1 protein-coding gene is annotated in these 1,623 nt (G+C 54.8%); it reads left to right on the top strand.

The window, feature by feature from the left end:
* A partial coding sequence (locus C7476_RS27735) for a PAS domain-containing sensor histidine kinase (RefSeq protein WP_114433120.1) occupies positions 1-1,487 on the top strand: 1,487 nt, incomplete at its 5' end.
* Between the last annotated feature and the right edge of the window lie 136 nt (positions 1,488-1,623).

Raw genomic sequence — 1,623 nt, 5'->3', positions numbered from 1 at the left:
CACTCATTGCTACAGCGGTTTTCCTGCTGGACGCATTGACATCCTTGGACATTGCCATTGCGGTGCTCTACGTGCTCGTAGTCTTGCTATCGCTCAATTTTGCGACCCAGACAGGGCTCGTTCTGATCGGTTCTGGCTGCATCGGACTTACGGTTCTAGGTTTTTTGATTTCGCATGGGGAAGGACTGCCCGCACTTGAAGAGTCGATGGGACGTTGCTTCGTCAGCCTTGCTGCCATCGGGATCACAACGTTCCTTGCTTTCAGGGTGAAAGCTGCGATCGGTGTTCTGGCTGAAAGTGAGCAGCGTTACCGCACTATTTTTCTGGCGACAGGTGTCGGCATCCTCCAGATGGATTTCACAGGCCTCAAAGCGGCTATCGATAGGCTCAAGGTTGACGGCGTGCGGGACATCGATCATGCGCAAACGCTTGATCCGGGATTTCCTTACAAGGTTGCAAAAATCATAAAGTTGATCAACGCGAATGATACGGCGCTGACAATGTTCAATGTCGCAGACATCAACGCGCTGGAGACCATGCTGCCTGGACTTATCACCGCGGACATCGACAAGGCCTGGACATTCCTTGCGGCGATCTGGTCCGGCCAGTCGAGCTATGAGGCCGAAACGGTGATCAACAATGCGGAAGGCCGCCAGCTGGTCTTTTTATACAATGTCGCTTTTCCGGCCAATCGACCGGCTCTCGACATGGTCCTGATCAGCATCATGGATGTCACGGCGAGACGGGAAGCCGAGAACCAGCTTCATGCAGCGCGAACAGAATTGGCGCATGTCACCCGCGTGGCAACGCTTGGCGAATTGACGGTATCGATCGCGCATGAACTCAATCAGCCTTTGGCCGCCGTGGTCACCAACGGAGGAGCCGGCTTGCGCTGGCTTCGACGGGACATACCGGACCTTGAGAAAGTTCAGTCTTCGATGGAGGGTATGATTGCCGATGCACAACGTGCCAGCGACATCATCAAGAACTTGCGGGCGCTGTCGGTAAAGGCATCTCCGAAGCCGATACAGATCAACCTGAACGAGGTTCTCGATGAGACGGTGGCGCTTGTCCGGCGCGAAATTGACATCAATCAGGTGAACTTGCGGTTCGATCTTGCAGCCGATCTGCCGGAGGTCAACGGTGATCGCGTACAACTGCAACAAGTCATCCTGAATTTGCTGTTAAACGCTATCCAGGCAATGGCGCATGCCGCTGGCAACACCCGGAAGCTGCTTATAGAGACGTTTGCCGAGGAACGGTCCGCTCTTGTGAAAATCCACGACAATGGCCCCGGCCTGACGCCTGAAGTCCGCGATAACCTCTTTGACCCGTTTTATACGACCAAGCCAGACGGCATGGGCATGGGGTTGTCGATTTGCCGGTCGATCGTGACTGCCCATGGTGGAAGCATCAGTGCAAGTTCCAAACCGGGAGCAGGCACCACGTTCGAATTCACCATTCCTTTGGAAAAGGAAGCCGCGTGATGGCCGAACTCACATCACTCGTCATTGTCGTTGACGATGATGCGCACCTGAGAGAAGCGCTAGGCAATCTTTTCCGCTCGGTCGGCATGCGTGTGGAACTGTTCGGCTCTACGTCGGCACTCATTGAGCTTCCAGC

The sequence above is a fragment of the Phyllobacterium bourgognense genome (assembly GCF_003337575.1).
GTDB classification, from domain to species: Bacteria; Pseudomonadota; Alphaproteobacteria; order Rhizobiales; family Rhizobiaceae; genus Phyllobacterium; species Phyllobacterium bourgognense.
Note: the sequence above shows the minus strand (reverse complement) of the source record. Positions and strands in the feature narration are given on the sequence as shown.